This window comes from Turicimonas sp. TL08 (assembly GCF_054660695.1).
The window spans coordinates 18,857-36,064 of the sequence record NZ_BAAGDP010000015.1; the positions used below are offsets into that span (position 1 = coordinate 18,857).

Annotated in this window: 17 protein-coding genes; 2 read left to right on the forward strand and 15 right to left on the reverse strand. The window is 47.3% G+C overall.

The window, feature by feature from the left end:
* Nucleotide 1 precedes the first annotated feature (1 nt).
* From ACYQ4O_RS08690 to bcsA, 14 genes are all read right to left on the reverse strand, one after another.
* The gene (locus ACYQ4O_RS08690; protein WP_308513799.1) at nucleotides 2-346 is read right to left on the reverse strand and encodes a histidine triad nucleotide-binding protein; all 345 of its coding nucleotides are present in this window, start codon (nucleotides 344-346) and stop codon (nucleotides 2-4) included.
* A gap of 100 nt (nucleotides 347-446) precedes the next feature.
* Nucleotides 447-770: a phosphoribosyl-ATP diphosphatase gene (locus tag ACYQ4O_RS08695; protein WP_308513800.1), complete on the reverse strand. Its 324-nt coding sequence runs from the start codon at nucleotides 768-770 to the stop codon at nucleotides 447-449.
* Between the two features lie 9 nt (nucleotides 771-779).
* Nucleotides 780-1,166, reverse strand: a complete 387-nt coding sequence (hisI, locus tag ACYQ4O_RS08700) for a phosphoribosyl-AMP cyclohydrolase (protein WP_308513801.1) — start codon at nucleotides 1,164-1,166, stop codon at nucleotides 780-782.
* A 1-nt stretch (nucleotide 1,167) separates the two neighbouring features.
* Entirely contained in the window at nucleotides 1,168-1,929 is a 762-nt protein-coding gene (gene hisF, locus ACYQ4O_RS08705) for an imidazole glycerol phosphate synthase subunit HisF (RefSeq protein ID WP_308513802.1), read from the reverse strand.
* Nucleotides 1,929-2,684 (reverse strand): 1-(5-phosphoribosyl)-5-[(5-phosphoribosylamino)methylideneamino]imidazole-4-carboxamide isomerase, encoded by a 756-nt coding sequence (gene hisA, locus ACYQ4O_RS08710; protein ID WP_308513803.1) that lies wholly within the window; start codon nucleotides 2,682-2,684, stop codon nucleotides 1,929-1,931. The genes hisF and hisA overlap by 1 nt, the downstream gene beginning before the upstream one ends.
* Nucleotides 2,685-2,714: 30 nt before the next feature.
* Nucleotides 2,715-3,350: an imidazole glycerol phosphate synthase subunit HisH gene (gene hisH / locus ACYQ4O_RS08715; RefSeq protein WP_460175352.1), complete on the reverse strand. Its 636-nt coding sequence runs from the start codon at nucleotides 3,348-3,350 to the stop codon at nucleotides 2,715-2,717.
* Nucleotides 3,347-3,937, reverse strand: coding sequence for an imidazoleglycerol-phosphate dehydratase HisB (gene hisB / locus ACYQ4O_RS08720; RefSeq protein ID WP_308513805.1), 591 nt, complete (start codon nucleotides 3,935-3,937; stop codon nucleotides 3,347-3,349). Before hisB ends, hisH begins: the two co-directional genes overlap by 4 nt.
* Nucleotides 3,937-5,253 (reverse strand): histidinol dehydrogenase, encoded by a 1,317-nt coding sequence (gene hisD, locus ACYQ4O_RS08725; protein ID WP_460175353.1) that lies wholly within the window; start codon nucleotides 5,251-5,253, stop codon nucleotides 3,937-3,939. The genes hisB and hisD overlap by 1 nt, the downstream gene beginning before the upstream one ends.
* Nucleotides 5,243-5,887: an ATP phosphoribosyltransferase gene (hisG, locus tag ACYQ4O_RS08730; RefSeq protein WP_066595367.1), complete on the reverse strand. Its 645-nt coding sequence runs from the start codon at nucleotides 5,885-5,887 to the stop codon at nucleotides 5,243-5,245. The genes hisD and hisG overlap by 11 nt, the downstream gene beginning before the upstream one ends.
* On the reverse strand, nucleotides 5,884-7,137 hold the full coding sequence (gene murA / locus ACYQ4O_RS08735) for a UDP-N-acetylglucosamine 1-carboxyvinyltransferase (protein ID WP_460175354.1): 1,254 nt from the start codon (nucleotides 7,135-7,137) through the stop codon (nucleotides 5,884-5,886). The genes hisG and murA overlap by 4 nt, the downstream gene beginning before the upstream one ends.
* A 111-nt stretch (nucleotides 7,138-7,248) precedes the next feature.
* Nucleotides 7,249-8,883, reverse strand: a complete 1,635-nt coding sequence (gene bcsG / locus ACYQ4O_RS08740; protein ID WP_460175355.1) for a cellulose biosynthesis protein BcsG — start codon at nucleotides 8,881-8,883, stop codon at nucleotides 7,249-7,251.
* 20 nt (nucleotides 8,884-8,903) lie between these two features.
* A complete protein-coding gene (gene bcsZ / locus ACYQ4O_RS08745) occupies nucleotides 8,904-10,004 on the reverse strand; it encodes a cellulose synthase complex periplasmic endoglucanase BcsZ (RefSeq protein WP_460175356.1) in 1,101 nt (366 codons plus the stop codon).
* A gap of 10 nt (nucleotides 10,005-10,014) precedes the next feature.
* On the reverse strand, nucleotides 10,015-12,321 hold the full coding sequence (bcsB, locus tag ACYQ4O_RS08750; RefSeq protein ID WP_460175357.1) for a cellulose biosynthesis cyclic di-GMP-binding regulatory protein BcsB: 2,307 nt from the start codon (nucleotides 12,319-12,321) through the stop codon (nucleotides 10,015-10,017).
* Between the two features lie 148 nt (nucleotides 12,322-12,469).
* Nucleotides 12,470-15,073: a UDP-forming cellulose synthase catalytic subunit gene (gene bcsA, locus ACYQ4O_RS08755; protein ID WP_460175358.1), complete on the reverse strand. Its 2,604-nt coding sequence runs from the start codon at nucleotides 15,071-15,073 to the stop codon at nucleotides 12,470-12,472.
* Nucleotides 15,074-15,357: 284 nt separating this feature from the next.
* Between bcsA and ACYQ4O_RS08760 the strand changes: the two genes are divergently transcribed.
* A complete protein-coding gene (locus tag ACYQ4O_RS08760) occupies nucleotides 15,358-15,867 on the forward strand; it encodes a glycine zipper 2TM domain-containing protein (protein ID WP_460175359.1) in 510 nt (169 codons plus the stop codon).
* Nucleotides 15,868-15,883: 16 nt separating this feature from the next.
* Nucleotides 15,884-16,366 carry a hypothetical protein gene (locus tag ACYQ4O_RS08765; protein WP_460175360.1) on the forward strand — a complete coding sequence of 161 codons (483 nt, stop codon included), beginning with the start codon at nucleotides 15,884-15,886 and terminating at the stop codon, nucleotides 16,364-16,366.
* Nucleotides 16,367-16,468: 102 nt separating this feature from the next.
* Here the strand turns inward: ACYQ4O_RS08765 and ACYQ4O_RS08770 are convergent, their stop codons facing one another.
* Nucleotides 16,469-17,194, reverse strand: coding sequence for a hypothetical protein (locus ACYQ4O_RS08770; protein ID WP_460175361.1), 726 nt, complete (start codon nucleotides 17,192-17,194; stop codon nucleotides 16,469-16,471).
* Nucleotides 17,195-17,208: the final 14 nt, after the last annotated feature.

Below are 17,208 nucleotides of genomic sequence, written 5' to 3' on the forward strand. Positions count from 1 at the left end.
CCTAGAGTTTTGTCCAAGGACGGGGACCGCCTAAGACATGAATATGAATATGATTAACTTCTTGGCCGCCGTCGTGACCGGTGTTGATGACCACACGGAAACCATTATTTGCACCTGCTTCTTTGGCAAGGACAGGAGCTAAAGCCAGCATTTTACCTAAAAGCGGCTCTTCGTTCTTTCCCATTACAGCCAGGGAATCGTAGTGCTGTTTTGGAATAATCAACAAATGGACGGGTGCTGCAGGATTGATATCTTTGAAAGCAATAACTTCTTCGTCCTCGTAGACTTTCTTAGAAGGAATCTCTCCTTTCGCAATCTTACAGAACAGGCAATCGTCCTTTTGCATAATCTTCTCCAATCTAACATTTAATATTTTTCAATAAATGCTCTCAGTACTCAATATGAATTACCCTAAGATTTACATTTATTGAAGTTTTTATTTATTTCTAATCCTTGCGGGAGGCTTTCTCTACCAGGCCTGAAGTCCCTTCTCTTCTCTGCAGTTCCATTAGGACTTGTTCGGGTCTCAGACCGGCCTGTGATAATACCACCATTGAATGAAACCAAAGGTCGGCAACTTCATAGATGAGGTGATCAGGGTCGTTATCCTTTCCGGCCATGACAACTTCGGTTGCCTCTTCGCCGACTTTCTTTAATGCAGCATCCGGTCCTTTTGAGAACAGTTTTGCTACATAAGAAGTGTGAGGATCAGCTCCTTTGCGGCTATCGATAACATCGGCGATCTCACTGATTACAGGAATTCTTTCCATTTGTTCCTCTTATTTATGGTTTGCGTACATTACGTCCGGAGACTTAAGTACATCTGAATTCTCTTTCCAAGCATTGCCTTTCAAGGTTTTATAGAAACAGCTTCTATGCCCGGTATGACATGCAATACCTCCGATTTGCTCAACCTTATAAATGACAGCATCGCCGTCGCAATCGAGAAGAATTTCGGAGACTTTTTGAATATTGCCGCTCTCTTCGCCCTTTCTCCACAACTTCGAACGAGAACGGGAAAAGTATGTTCCGCGACCGGTTTTAACCGTTTCTTCGAGTGCTTCCTTATTGGCCCAAGCCAACATCAAAATCGTGCCGTCCTTGGCGTCTTGCGCTATCACCGGGACGAGACCTTTAGAGTCAAAGTGAATTTCGTCAATAAACATCTTAGTCCAACCTCACCGGAATACCGTGATCCCGCATGTATTGCTTAGCTTGCCCGACGGTATATTCTCCGAAGTGGAAGATAGAAGCCGCAAGCACAGCGTCAGCCTGCCCGATCTTAATGCCGTCGACCAAATGCTGAAGGTTACCGACGCCGCCGGAAGCAATAATCGGAATATCCACGGCGTTGCTGACGGCGGCCGTCAGTTCAAGGTCAAATCCTTTTTTAGTCCCGTCGCCGTCCATACTGGTAAGCAAAATCTCGCCGGCCCCGAGAGACTGAACTTTCTTGGCCCATTCCACGGCATCAATGCCGGTATTGACACGTCCGCCGTGAGTATAGACTTCCCACTTATTTTCGCCTGCTCTCTTAGCATCGATAGCCACGACGATGCACTGAGAACCGTAGATAGCTGCGGAATTTCCAATGAGATCCGGATTTTTAACGCCGGCAGAGTTGATGGAAACCTTATCGGCTCCGGAATTCAACAGACGGCGAATATCTCCGACTTCTCTGACACCGCCTCCGACAGTGAGCGGAATAAATACCTGTGCGGCTACATCTTCAATTACCTTAAGAATTAAGCCTCTATTGTCAGACGTGGCGGTAATATCCAAGAACGTAATTTCGTCGGCACCTTGTTCATCGTAACGGCGAGCAACTTCAACGGGATCACCGGCTTCACGGAGTTCTACGAAGTTAACGCCTTTAACGACTTTACCGTCAGTGACGTCTAAGCAAGGAATAATTCTTTTGGCGAGCATTAGAAACTCCAGTTGGGTTTGTGATTTTTAACTAATTCCAAAGCTTCTTTGAAGTCCAAGGTGTGCTCATACAAAGAACGTCCGAGGACAGCCATGGTGACGCCGTCGTATTCGACATCGAGAAGCTTGCGGATATCGTCTAAGTCGCGGATACCACCGGAAGCAATGACCGGAATATCGATGGCTCTGGCTAAGTCAGCAGTAGCTTCAACATTGCAACCGGTAAGCATGCCGTCACGGGAAATGTCGGTATAAAGAATGGCGTCAACACCGTAATCTTGGAATTTCTTAGCTAAATCGATTGCGGTACGGCCGGAAGACTTAGTCCAACCGTCCGTCATGACGATACCGTCTTTGGCGTCCAAGCCAACAATCACGCTGCCGCCGTACTGGCTGCAGACATCATGCAGAAAACCGGGGGCTTTGACGGCAGCAGTACCGATCACCACGAAATCAACACCGGCATCCAGAGTTTTTTCGACTCTTTCAAGAGTTCTCATGCCGCCGCCGACTTCGATTTCGACGTCTTCACCGAACTCTTCGGAAATTTTACGAATGATTGGAAGGTTTACCGGCTTGCCGGTTCTGGCACCGTCCAAATCAACAATATGAATTCTTTCTGCTCCCATCTCAACCCATTGTCTGGCCTGTGCTACAGGATCTTCGTTAAAAACGGAGATATTGGATGTCAAATCACCTTGGCGCAGACGGACACACTTGCCGTCCTTAATGTCAATAGCGGGAATTAAAAGCATGGTAGTACTTCTTTTTATAAAAACTTAAGATTAAGGTTTCCAAGTTAGGAAATTGCTGTAGAGCTTCAAGCCCATATCAGCACTTTTTTCAGGATGGAATTGGGTGGCAAAAATGTAGTCTTTGGCCACTGCCACGGTAACTTTTCTACCGTAGTCAGTTGTTCCTGCAATCAAATTCAAATCAGCAGGCACAACGTAGTAACTATGGACAAAATAGAACCAAGAATTATCCGGAATTCCTTCCCAGATGTAATGGTCCATCGCTTTACGCACCCTGTTCCAACCCATTTGCGGAACTTTCAAACGAGAGCCATCCTCACCGTACTGGTTGGCCGGAAAGCGGACGACTCGTCCCGGAAATATACCGAGGGCAGGCACATCGCCTTCTTCGCTGAAGTCAAACAGCATTTGTTCGCCGACGCAAACCGCAAAAAAAGGCTTTTTCTTGAGAGAGTCCCTTACCGCCTCTTCCAGTCCGGCTTTGCGCAGATTTGCCATGCAGTCAGGCATTGCGCCCTGGCCCGGGAAAATGACCCTGTCGGCTTCTTTTACTTTATTCGGATCTTCAGTTACCCAAACATCTGAGTTCAAAGGAGCAACTTTCCTTATTGCCTGATAAACGGAACGCAGATTTCCTGAGCCGTAGTCAACTACTGCAATTTTCATAAAGTCCCTTTGGTGGAAGGAATGACATTTTTGGAGCGTTCATCGATGGCTGCTGCCATGCGGAGCGCCCTTCCGAAAGATTTAAAAACGGATTCACACTGATGGTGAGCGTTGATGCCCTTCAAATTATCAATATGCAAGGTCATCTTGGCATTCGTGCTCAGTGCTAAGAAGAATTCCCGCGGCAGCTGAGAGTCCAAGGCACCGATCATCGGAGCAGTGAAATCAACACTCCAAGACAGATAAGGACGGCCGGAAAAGTCGATAACGGTTCTGGAAAGAGCTTCGTCCAACGGCACATAGCTGAAACCATAGCGTACGATGCCTTTCTTATCGCCAAGAGCTTGACCAATGGCCTGCCCCAAAGCTATACCAACATCCTCGACGGAGTGGTGGCCGTCGACTTCTAAATCTCCTTCGCACTGCACGGTCAAATCAATCAGACCGTGACGAGCGATTTGATCAAGCATATGGTCGAAGAATCCAATTCCCGTCGAGATAGATGCCTTACCCGTTCCGTCCAAATCGACCTTCACGAAGATTTTGGTCTCTTTGGTTTCTCTGCGAATCTCAGCCTGCCTGCTCATTATTTATCCTTGCTGTCTAAGTCCTTGACACGGTACATTGCGCTGCCGGAGTGAGCGTACAAGAACTCACCGCGGGCCAGAACATCAGCAATCTTGCCGAGCTCATAAGCACCTTGTTTAGAAACCTTGAGAATGCTGGTACGCTTTTGGAAATCCCAAACGCCCAATGGAGAAGAGTAACGGGCTGTTCTGGAAGTCGGCAATACGTGGTTAGGGCCTGCGCAGTAGTCACCCAAGGCTTCGCAGGTATAAGCGCCTAAGAACATAGCCCCGGCGTGATGAATCAAATCAACATATTTTTCCGGATCTTCAACGGACAATTCCAAGTGTTCCGGAGCAATCTTGTCGGCAATGCGGCAAGCTTCTTCGACGGATTCGGTAACGATAATTGCACCGCGGTTCTTCAAGCTGGCTGCAATGATGTCTTTGCGAGGCATTTCGGGAAGCTGTTTTTCGATAGAAGCTTTAACGGCTTCTGCAAATTCTGCATCAGGAGTCAGCAAAATAGCCTGGGCCAACTCGTCATGCTCAGCTTGGCTGAATAAGTCCATCGCAATCCAGTCAGGATTTGTCTTGCCGTCGCAGATAACGAGAATTTCAGACGGACCGGCAATCATATCGATGCCAACGGTACCGAACACATATCTCTTAGCGGCGGCAACATAAGCATTGCCGGGGCCGACGATTTTATCGACTGCAGGAATTGTTTTTGTACCGTAAGCCAAAGCAGCAACTGCCTGAGCTCCGCCGATAGTAAAGCAGGTGGACACACCGGCTAAGCAAGCTGCAGCCAGCACGAGCTGGTTAGGAGTACCGCCCGGAGTCGGAACAACCATAACGATATTTTTAACGCCGGCAACGTGAGCAGGCATCGCGTTCATCAGAACGGAAGACGGATAAGCGGCCTTTCCGCCGGGAACATAAAGACCGACGGAATCCAAGGCGGTGTAGCGAATACCAAGCTTTGTACCGTCTTTTTCAGTGATAGACCAGCTTTGTCCGAGCTCATGTTCGTGGAAGGAGCGAATTCGTTCGGCAGCTACTGTTAAAGCATGCTTTTGGTCTTCCGGCAAAGTCTCCAGGGCGTTTTTCAACTGTTCCTGAGTGATGCGGAATTCTTCCATGCTCTTGGCGTTCATGCGGTCGAAACGGTTGGTATATTCCAAAACAGCTTCGTCTCCGCGTTTATGAACGTCTTCGACGATTGCTTCAGCTCGTTTTGTAATTTCCGGATCAACGGAACTGTCAACAGCTACTAATGCGGAGAAATTCTTTTCGAAGTCTTTATCCTTCGTATTTAAAAATCTAATCGTCATATTTAACAGTCTTTTCAAAAGTATCAATTATCGGAAGAAGTTCACTGGTTTTGAGCTTCATGGCTGCCTGTCCCACAATCAGGCGTGAAGAGATGGTATCGATCTGCTCGACTTCAACCAAATTGTTTGCCCTCAAAGTGGCGCCGGAACTGACTAAGTCCACGATGGCATCGGACAAACCTGCAATCGGAGCAAGCTCCATTGAGCCGTAGAGCTTAATCAGATCCACGTGGACGCCAATCTTGGCGAAATAGTTGCGGGAGTACTTCATGAACTTGGTTGCGATTCTCAGGCGTGCTCCTCTTCTGACTTTGGCGTGGTAGTCAAAATCACGAGGACATGCAACGCACATTCTGCATTTAGCAATGTTCAAATCCAAAGGAACATAAAGTCCGGCCCCACCGTGTTCGTACAGTGAGTCTTTGCCCGCTACTCCCATATCTGCTGCGCCGTATTGGACATAAGTCGGAACGTCGCTGGCACGCACCACCACGATACGAATATCCGGATGGTTTGTGCCGATAAGCAGTTTTCTTGAAGTCTCAGGATCTTCTAGCGGGACCACACCGGCAGCTGCCAAGAACGGCAGTGTTTCGGTAAAAATGCGGCCCTTTGAAAGTGCGATAGTAATCATGCTTTAACCCTTTCTATCTGAGCACCCAAGGTCTTTAATTTTTCTTCCATTCTTTCGTATCCGCGATCCAAGTGGTAGATGCGGTCTACGGTAGACTCTCCGTCCGCAACCAAAGCAGCAATAACAAGAGCTGCGCTGGCTCTTAAATCCGTAGCCATCAAGGGAGCGCCGGAAAGTTTTTCTACACCTCTGACAGTCGCAGTATGGCCGTCAATGTTGATGTCAGCGCCGAGTCTTTGCAGCTCCGGAACGTGCATGAAACGGTTTTCAAAAATCGTTTCAGTAATATGAGAGGCACCGTCGGAAATCGTATCCAAAGCCATAAACTGTGCCTGCATATCGGTTGGAAAACCGGGATACGGAACGGTTCTAATATCAACGGCTTTGGTGCGGCCTTTAGATTTGGCACGAACCCAAGTGTCTCCGGTAATAACCTCAGCACCGGCTTCTAATAATTTTTCGATAACGGCGCCGAGATACTCGGGCTGGCAGTCAGTAACGGTGACATCACCGCCGGTTGCTACGCCGGCCACCAAGAAGCTTCCCGCTTCAATACGGTCTGCCATGACTTTGTAATTGGTTCCGTGGAGTTTCTTCACTCCCTTTACAACAATTCTGACGGTACCTTCGCCGGTAATATCGGCTCCCATGGACTTCAAGCAGCGTGCCAAATCAACGACTTCCGGCTCGCGGGCTGCGTTTTCAAGAACTGTTTCACCCTCGGCCAGCACAGCGGCCATCAGGAGATTTTCGGTTCCGGTTACGGTCACCATATCGGTTAGAACACGGGCACCGACAAGTTTGTCAGCAGAGGCGTTGACGTATCCGTGTTCCAAATTGATTTCAGCACCTAGGGCCTTCATGCCCTTAATATGCTGATCGACGGGGCGCGCCCCGATAGAACATCCTCCGGGCAATGAGACGGTTGCTTTGCCGAAACGGGCAAGCAAGGGACCAAGCACCAGGATGGAGGCCCGCATTGTCTTGACTAAGTCATAATTAGCCACGGTGGAGCGAACTTGAGAAGCATCGATTTTCACACGATGGTCATTTCTCTCAATCTTGCATCCTAAATCCTCGAGAAGACGAATCATCGTATTGACGTCAGCCAACTCGGGTACGTTTTCAAAAACAACCGGTTCGTCCGTCAACAAGGCAGATGCTAATAAAGGAAGCGCCGCATTCTTAGCGCCGGAGACTGAGATTTCTCCATGCAGAGGGACACCACCTTTAATGACTAACTTTTGCACTACATGCTCCAATAAAAAAGAAGGAGTTGGGGTCTTTCGAGCCCCAACATTTGAGTTTATATCTTGTTTCGGTTTAATACATTGATTTGAAGATTATTTTTCAAGGCGAAGTTATTTTGCGTATTCGCGCCATTCACCCTTATCCATCTTCACATAATCTTTGTTCTGATAGTGAATCACCTTCGCATTAGCGTTTTCTGAAACGGCTTCCGTCTGCGGAAGGTCTTTAACTAGGTCGTTAAGCGGGACGGTACCATGCTCTACGCTGAAATAGTTGCTTTGCAGAACTCTGCCGATCAAGCTGCTGATTGCCAGATAGCTAGTCGGTTCCTTGACTTGAACTTGTTCGTCTCCGTCACCGATGCCGATGAATTTAACCATGGCCGGAACCTTGGTAATAGACGGGCTCGGGATGTCGCGCAAGTGAGCTACTTGGACCTTATCTCCGCGTTCGGCAGCACCGTGTTCCGGAACCACTATCAGCATGACCTTCTTGCCCGATGCTTCAATATCTTTGATCAATGACTGCAGGTCGTCGAGCATAGCCTTAGCTCTCGGCTTAAACGGCGCCAGTCTTCTCTTATTGGCATATCTGTTGCCGTCATGAAGAGCGATCAAGTTAAAGAAAGTCGCGCTGCGCTTATCTTTGTTGGAAGCAAGAATTTTTTCCCACTCTTTAAAGACGGCGCGAGCATCTCCAATCGGCTCTTCATCGAAAGAATCGTAGCGTTTCGGATAGTTCATTGCGCCGAGCTGCGGGCTAAGACCTGCTAAATGTCTCAAGCTCTGATAGAAGTTATCGTATTTACCGCTGTGGTCCATGAATACGTGCTGGTTATAGCCGAGATGGCCCAAACGGTTCATCAATTCGCAATCCGGATTTCTGCCTTCATACAGATCTTCATGGGAAGGCTGACCGCAGACGGACTTCAGCAGACGCAGCGCTGCAGGACCGGAGTAGGAAGTCGCGGAGTTAAAGTTATCGAAGACGACATTAAACTCTTTGAGAACTTCGTGGTTGGTCAAACCCGCAGTTTGCAGGTCATCGTTGGATAAAGAGCAAATATTGATGAGCAGAATATCGAATGGCGTATCGTCTTTGCCTAAACGCTCGGGGAATACGGCCCTACGGGCTTTTTCCTTGCTGTGGAACTCATAAAGCCACTTATCCAGATTTTCATTGGTCGGACGATCCTTCTGCGGAAGCAGATCGGATCGAACCTCTTCCGTTTTCTCTCCTGGTTTAGCAACTTCGGTTTGAGCCACAACAACCTGTTCGACAGGCTTTTCAAACCATGGCTGCCAAATCGGAGCGCAGATAAGAAGGAACAGGTACAGCAAGGTAAATGTGGAGATGCGAACGTAGTCCTTCAAACCGTAGTAGGCGATGATCAGCAGAATACCGACGCCGATCATTTCAAAATTCAGGAAGTTATAGGCGGACTCAAGCAGATAGCTTGTGCCCATTGCTTCTAAATTATGGAAATTTCCTTTGATGCTTTCGAGTCCGGGAAGCCAGCTTTCCGCATAGACCATTGCTGCTGCAGCAGCAATAGCCAGCAGTGTTCTGACGACGCGAAGGAAACGATTTTGAATTGGAAAAATGACGAAAGCCGCAAGCAGGCAGTTCTGCACAAGATTAAGGTGCAAATAGCCGAAACCCGCCAGTAAAAACTCTCCGACAAAGAAAACGTTCCAAAGCCCCAGCCCGCTCCAGCTTGCTGTTCGAGCACCGCTAACTCTCATGTGGTGTTTTTTCCTTTTTCTTATGGTTTATTTTGAGGCTGATTTACTCTGACCGTCATATTATCTTTCGGGATATACAAGCGGCCCTTCGCATCAAAGGCGTAGTTTTTGTAATCGAAGCCCAAGCCAAATATCGTCAATACATTCCGATAGTAGTTGTCTCCCTGCATTTTAGTATTTGTCAGCAAGGTTCGAATAACAGCGCCGCTCTTATCGTTAGAGACATAGGGTAAAAAGCAAGCCCCGAACGCATTCACTTCTCTCGGACCAAAGCTCATGCTGCCTAGATTAACCTCTTCCGGAGGTACATTTAAGGTCTTAACGGCATTGATCATCGGTGCATAGTGGCGAGCCAACTTGGCGTACAACGGATCTTTCGGAGAAGTAATAGCCGCCCACAAATAAGTGCGGATAGCGTTGTAGCTGCCGACCATCTTCTCGGGCTCAAGCAATTTTCCGGTTGAGTCGAATTTTGCCCAGTCAGGAGCCGCTCCGCCCGGAGAACAGCGGATCATGGCGTTAATCAAGCCCTCAAGGATAGGGAGCCACGACGGATCGTACTCGGCAAAACGTCTGAGAATAAACGGCGGATAATAGCTCGGGTTGATAGTTACTACGCCCTTTTCTTCAAAGCCCACGCGGGCAGGCAGAATAACTTTTCCAACGGTCGGAACGTCTCTGACCAATTCTTTGAGCTTAGCCATATAGGCTTTAGCTTTTGTTTCATAGGCCGGTTCATTCCAGATGCGGGCTGCTTCCAAAAGACAGTAAGCAATCCACATATCCGAGTCTGTAGCGTTGTTGGTGTCCAGGATTTTTCCCTGTCCGTCTTTCTTGCCGTCAGGAATGCCCCACCACCAAGCAGGTTGATCGGGCCCCAAATTCTTTTCAGACCAAGCAAAAATCTTATCGAAAGATTCTTTGTCGTTAGCCACGAGGGCGAAGAACATTCCGTATGACTGTCCTTCGGAAGTCGTAATCAGTTTAGCGTCGCTGTAATCGACCACACGGCCTTCCGGAGTGACATTAACCGCTTTGAACTCGTCCCAAAGATCCCATGCATGTGCCGGAAGGTGTACAGCCAAACTCATCAGCAAAGCGGCAACCAGTTTCTTTTTCATCTAATTCTCCTTATTTATGACGACGGCTGCGGTATCTGATCAAAGAGTGCATCAGGTAGTAAATACCACCGGCAAACAGCAATGCGCAGACGAGAGTAAAGAGAACCAGCAACACGGGCTGATCGAGCATGGAGTACCAAATTCTCTGGTGCCACGGCAAGGAACCCGTGTAGTAAGTAGGTCCGATGTTATAACTTGTAGGGGTTGCGTTTGTCTTAAAGACAGCGACGCTGCCGTCAATCAGCTTCAAGTCGCCCGGGATCATCAATCGTTTGTTGATGAGAAAACTTCCGTCCTGACCGTCGCCGAGCACAGCAACGACAGATCTGTCATCGCTGAAAGGAGACTGGTATTGAACAATGGCGGCTATTCCGGCATCTTCAGCTACTACTGACTCCATATTCTTGTCATCGGAGGCTGTCTTAGTCAGAGACTTTTCAATTCCCTGTTTAATTTTATCGATAGCTACGCCGGCATCTTCTTTATCGATACCGTCCAGAATCCGGCTGTTTTCACCGAATACCAGGATGTCTTTATCTTTCAGGGCACCCTTATCGATAGTTTCAACAACGGTCAGCTTTGTTGCAGGATAGCCTGTTTGGGCAGCAAGACGGGCCATCGTATTGAGGTAAGTCGTCAAAACGGCTGCCGGAGCATCCTTTGCCAGTACGACGCCGGTCTCAGACAAGTCGGCATACTTTGTAAACGGGAAACCGCTTACCGTGAACAAGTTTAAGTTCGGGAGCTTAGCAAAGTGATAAAAACCGGAGAAATCGATTGTGGAAGTCGGATCGATTTCAACTTGGCTCGGAATCAGTGCAACGGACTTGCAGTTTTCAACTGATCCTCCGGGAACAGCCAACCCATACTGGAAGTCAAACTGCATTAAGTTATCTGCTCCAAGCAACCCGGTAGGAACGGATGTATCGTTCCACATATTGGCCAAACCGTTGAGCAGGGAGAATCTGGAAGTGAAAGAACTGCTGTTTTTCTTCGGATCCAATTCGAAGGACTCAACGAGCTGCTCATTGAGCAAGAAGCGCATTTGAGCAGCTTCACCGCTTGTCGGTTTGGTGTAGCGATAACGTAGATCTAAATCGACATTGCTCTTGTTGACCATGTAGAGGTCAGGCGGAAGTCTGACTTCCAAAGAGATAGGAGCAGGATGAAGTCCGGAGCTTCTTAACTGACCGCGGTACTTGGCGATTTTTTCAAAAGTAACTTTATCGTTGGTCGGAATCCAATTCGGAGCGTCATAAGCTTCGCGGTTAGGCAGCGGCTTAAAGTCTTTTACTTCAGCGGAACTGCCGGTAAGAACCTGTGAATTAACGGCGAGCCATTCAGCTGCAGTCAACACTTCAGCTTCGTCTTTACCGCCGATAACGAGCACTTTAGCGTAGAGACTGTTAGGAGCATCAACGACGGTTACGAAGGGTCCGGTAAAGGCCGGCAAGTTCTTCAGAAATTCCGGTCTGCTGTCATTGGTAGCAAAGACCACGAAATTCTGAGCCTGCGGCACTTCTTTGATATAAACGGGAAATTCCGCGCCTCTCCATTCCGTTTTAGTGCCGATCCACGAAGCAAAAATACCGGAGGCTTTCTTTAAGGCCGGAGAAGGATTCTCGTTAAAAACAACCGGCAGAGTCGTTGCATTCGGGCTCAAATTGTTAGCAAAAGGTGCCGGCATCAGGCTCAGGTCGTTGGCCAAACGCAGTTTCTGCGTATTAAACGACATATAGCTTGAGTCATCGATGGTCAGCCACAAAGAAGGGTTTGCGATATTGCCGCAGTTGTTGGTATACACACCGACGAACTCAATCGTCATGCGATTGCTTTCTTCGATATTTTTAGTATTGAGTTCAACGGTCTGCGTTACCGCATTGCCAAGCTGTTCTTTAGTGATCGGCAGACTCTTTTGGATCTGGCCGTTAAGGAAGATATTGAGCTGGCTTTGCTGAGGAATCAACGAAGGCGACGTAGTGTACTTTAACGTGACCGTCACCTTGGAGATGATTTCATCTTTCGGGCTGTAAAACCTGAAGCTTCTTTCCGGATAGATTCCGGTTAGCTTTATCTGTTCTGTCTTACCTTCAGGGATAAAATCAAACAAAGCCGCATCCGAACGGATAACAGGAATTTCATCTGTTCTGTAATTCGGAACAACATCTTTGATAAAAGTCGATGCCTCTTGAGGGGCGGGCGCGGAGACAGCCGGCGTCAAAAAAAGAGCCGAAATAATAGCAGCCGTTGCTATTTTCTGAAAAAAGCACAGAGGCCCGGAGCCTCGAGTTCCTATCATTTCTTTATTAATCGACATAAACGTAACTTCTGAGGGTTAGATTCCGGCCTTCCTATAGGCAAGGAAGGCCAGCATGTTTCATGTTTTATTAGCGATTACCATTATATTTAATGAGAGCCCTCCTGGAGCCAAATTTCATAAATTAGGCACAAAGGACGCATGCTAATTAAGAGGCAAATACGGTTTGTTTAGACTGACTCCTAAGCTTTGGCACTCTAGGGATAAAGCTAATTATCCATTTCAAAGATCCAACGGTTATATAAAACAGCCAGCTCGATGACGGCGGGGTATAGTGGACGAAAGCCTCCACGCCTTGACGAGCCATCCTCAAAAGAGCCATGAAGCCGTCAAGCATTCCGAATCCTTTGATTTTGGCCTGTTTATTAATCCACAGTTCGGGGACACCGAATGTGCATGCCGTGTACTCTTTTTCTTTCTGCAATGTTTCTTGATGAACGTCAAGATCAATAACCCCGGCAGAGAAAATAGCGGAGACCGTGCAGTTAAATTCGTGTACGGTCTTCCCTTCGCCGAATATTAACTTGACGCTTTCACCAAGCTTGAAGTTAGGGATGGCTGACGGAATCTTGAATACCAACTGACAATCTTTTTGAGAGAATGCCGCGAGCACGGCCTTGACTTTATGACCATCAGAAAGTTCAACAGTAACCTTCTGCATGGCAGCAACACGCGGGAATTTTCTTTGCTGAACGCTTTCAACGCAGACGGCGATTGAGGCAAAAAGAATGATGAGGTTATAAAGAATCCACCCGATATTAATTGCCAACATCAGTACCTGGTACTGAGAGGCACCGATCATCTTATATAAACCGAAACAAAGGCCTGCCAAGTTCAGAATCAGCAAATACAGATATGGCTTTGCAACCGACCAGTCTACGTAGGCTTTATCGATAACTCCGCCTTTAGCCGTCACGTTGAATTTACCTTTATGCGGAGCAAAGATAGCCACTAAGGTCGGAACAAAGATGTACCAAGAAAGAATTGTTTCGTAAATCGCACTGACGAACGGGAAGCGATAGCCTTTATGGATCACGTAAGTCGTCATTGTCGAGTGAACCATATGAGGGACGAGGTACACGAAGATAGCGATGGCACTTGCGTAGATCACATAAATGTTGGCGAACAAGAACGGCAACGGGGCAAGCAAGAAGATAATTCTGGGCAAGCCGTGCAAGAAGTGAATCATCGCATTTAAGAAACACAAGCGCTGAGGGATAGTCAGTCCTTTACCGAATAACGGATTATCCAATCGGAAGATCTGAATCATGCCGCGGGCCCAACGGATTCTCTGGCCGATGTGAGCGGCCAATGTTTCCGTACTAAGGCCGGCTGAAAGAGGCGTACTTAAAAATGCGGAGGACCAACCTTTGCGGTTGAGCTTCAAGGAAGTATGAGCGTCCTCAGTCACGGTTTCAACGGCAATACCTCCGACCTCTTCCAGAGCTTTTCTGCGCATAATGGCGCAAGAGCCGCAGAACATTGTGGCATTCCAAGTGTCATTTCCCTTCTGGATAAAGTCATGGAAAAGAGAGTTTTCATTCGGTACGTGTTCAGAGAGGTGAAGATTCTTTTCGAACGGATCCTGCGAATAAAAATGGTGCGGCGTCTGAATCAAAGCGATGTTCTTATCTTTAAAAAACCATCCCATGGTCTTTTTTAAGAAACTTCTGACAGGAACGTGGTCGCAGTCAAAGATAGTGATGAATTCGCCGGAAGTTTTAGTTAAAGCGTGATTGATATTGCCCGCTTTTGCGTGGTTATGTTTTTCGCGTTTGATATATCCCGCACCGACGGAATTAGAAAATTCTTCAAACTCAGGGCGGCTGCCGTCGTCAAGAACATGGACATGAAGTTTTTCTTTCGGCCAATCCATCGTTAAACAAGCGTAGACGGTCGGTTTAACCACATCCAAGGGTTCGTTATAAGTCGGAATAAAGATATCGACGTGAGGCCATAAGGAAGGATCTTTGGGCATCGACGTCGGTTTTCTATCCAAGGCCCAGCAAACCTGGAAATAACCTAACAACATCACGATGAAAGCATAAGTTTCGGCAAGGATGAGCATCCAAGAGAAAATCACGCTCATGAAACTATTCGGGTTAATCGTCTCCGTGTAGCGCCACCAGATATAGCGGCTGGAGACAATCACGCTGATGACGATCAGCATGAGCAACGTCAATCGTGTCTGAGCCTGGAAAAGAAGTAAAGCGCTCACCCACAGAATCGACAAAAAGATGATTTGCTCTTCCAAGCTGAAAGGCTGAGTGATACAAAGGAAATAAAGGACCAAGCCAACGGTAAGCAGGATGCCAATCACGGTTTTTCTTACCCACCCCATTTTATGAGGGGGAGGTTCTTCGGCAGAATTTTTACCTTTTTCTGCGGCAGATGAAGAGTCTGAAAGCAGCAATTTAGAAAGAGTCTCGGAGAGATTGCGGATTTCTCGGCCGATATTGACTCGAACGTATCTGACGAACTGAGACAGGGTTCCGGGCTGTCCTTTTGCTTTTCGCTGAGAGAATTTATCTTTTGTGATTACAAACAAGCAAAGGAAGCCAAGCTGAATGAGTATGCGAAAAGCATCAAGCGGGTGGAGAGAGTGAAAGTTAATCTGCGGGAAATAGAAAGCACGGTTACGGAAGATTTTTTTATATAGTTTGTTTTCCAATGGAAAAACCGCCCATGCGATCAAGAAAAAGAAAGCATTACAAACGTAGCTCCATGAAGAACAGCAATGGCTTTTCAACATAACCAAATCTGTCTTTAGACTCAGATCAAAACTTCTGAATAACTGGGTCAAAAGCATATTGAGTAGTCCTCCAAAGGCATCAATTTTTAGTATAGAAAAATTATAGGCAGTGTAATTTTAAGAAATAAATAATTTCCTAAGGGACTCTTGCGCTCATTACGGAAAACTACTGTTACGGGTTTTCAGCCCACTTTGCTCTCGTCAAACCTCACCCCGTTCATCTATAAGCGGCCGTGCTATATCATTAGATCTTATTACTTATGAGAACAACTTGGAGAATGGAAATGGTTTCACTTAAACACGCTGCTCTTGCTGCTTCCGTTGCTGCATTACTTGCAGGCTGTCAAGCAAACGGCGACATTTATCGCTCTGACGTTTACTCTGCAGGACAGGTTAACCAAGCCCAGCAAGTTCAAACCGTTCAGATCATTGCTATTCAGCCGGCAAGAGTCGCTGTCAACAATTCTTCTGACAGAGGCACCAATCAGCTGTTAGGAACTGTAATCGGCGGAATTTTAGGCGGTGTTATCGGCCATTCCATTGACAGCGGGACAGGCACAACAGTCGGTGCGATTGCCGGCGGTGCACTTGGCGCTGCAGGAGCAAGCTATGCTTCTCCGCAAGACGCTCTGGTTAACGGCGTACAAATTACTTTCAAGATGAACGGCAGAATTTTCAATTCCGCCCAAGTCGGCCAGCTATGCGAGTTCAAACTTGGTCCGGCCATCATGACATCGACAAGTCCGACAAGCACAAGAATTCAGCCGAACAATCCTTACGGATGCCAAAAATAATTTGGAGGCATGATCCATGAATCTTAAATTTACTGTAATTGCTTTAGCCGCAGCTTTATCCGGAAGCGTATATGCCCAACAAATCGTTGAGCAGACTTACCCGCTTGTGCCGGTAAGCCCGACGGATCAACAAATTATGGCTGTTCAGCAGGCAGAAAGACAGATTCAAGCCAATGAACAAGCCATTGCTCTGGAAAAAGCCAGAGCCGCTCAAAGACAAGCCAAGGCAAATGCAGCCGCAGCTGCAAAACGCAGAGCCGCCCAAGCCAAGGTTAATGAGAAGAAAGCCGCCGAAGCCGCTCAAAAGAAGGCCTACGACGACGAAATGAGGCAGATTGACCTTGAGATGAAGAAGCTTGATCTTGAGCTCAAACGTTCTAATGTCAAAACTAGAATTGATATGAACGATATAGCTCAGCGAAAAGCCGAGTTAGAACTGCAGAAAGAAATGCAGGCCCCGGGAGCAGCTGCACCCGTGCCGGCTCCTAAAGCGCCATAGTCCAATCTAAAATTTGCGACCAAAGCAAAAGGCAGAGCATTCGATTATTCTGCCTTTACTTTTATTGCGGCCTCTCCGAATCCGGCTTCCGCCGGACTCAAATTACTTCTGTTCTTTCTTCGGGACAAAAAGAGCCGAAAGACCTTTATCGTCCATTTCTTTTACGCCCTCAAAGATCATCTGTTTATAGAATCTGCGGACGAACTCAGTATGGAAGTCCATGTTGTTGAAATAGGAGAAAGTAAATCTCTTCGGCTCAAGACCGACTTTTCTCTTTTCTGAATCTTCATGGCCGATCCACATATGATCGGTTACCGGAGCAGCCGTAAAGGCCTTTCCTTGAAGAAGGTTCAGACTCATCTTCATCGTCATATCGTACTCGTAGACGATTTTTTCAGGATGACTTTGCGGGTCAGCTTCTTTAGCAGCGATAGCTTTTTTCGTTTCTTCGTCCATCCAACGAGAAAGATCGACGGTCATGACGCCTTGCTTTTCTTCGTTGTCTTCATCGACGATGACAAACTGACCTGTCTGCTGAAGATAACGTTTAGTGGCTTCCCATAATCCATACTGTTCTCTCCAATCGGCCGGTCTGTCTTCAAACGGTTCTTGAACGATCGGTCTGCCTTCCCATGTGTAGTTGACGACTAAGACAACTTTTAAAGGATTTTCGGCTTTCTGGAACTGTTCAGCCTCAATCAACTGACTGCCGGTTTTAAACCAGCTTTCTCTAGGATAGTCTTTGTGGTTGTAAGAAGAGCAAGCTCCAAGAGTCAGAGCAAGAGCAGCAACCGCAGCTAATTTCAATATATTTTTTTGTGTTTTCATGATTAGAAATTCCG